Genomic DNA, 280 nt, shown 5'->3' on the forward strand with positions numbered 1-280 from the left:
TAGCGGAGCACCGCGTTCGGCACGTCGGTGGCGACGACGAGCACGTCGACGGTGACGGACCGGGCGAGCAGCGCCGCGCCGAGGTCCTTGTCGATGACGGCCTCCACGCCGGCGAGCGTGCCGTCGTGGCGGCGCACGACGGGGATGCCGCCACCGCCGTTGGCGATCACCACGAAGCCCGCCTCGACCAGGGCGTGCACGGCCGGGGCGTCGACGACCTCCAGCGGCTCGGGCGAGGCGACGACGCGGCGCCAGCCCTTCTCGCCGCGGTCCTCCCAGG

1 pseudogene is annotated in these 280 nt (G+C 75.7%); it reads right to left on the minus strand.

The annotated features are described in order from the left end of the window. Nucleotides 1-280, minus strand: a pseudogene (locus QZX64_RS05180) (carbamate kinase); the annotation flags it as partial.

Source organism: uncultured Nocardioides sp., assembly GCF_902805925.1.
GTDB lineage: Bacteria > Actinomycetota > Actinomycetes > Propionibacteriales > Nocardioidaceae > Nocardioides.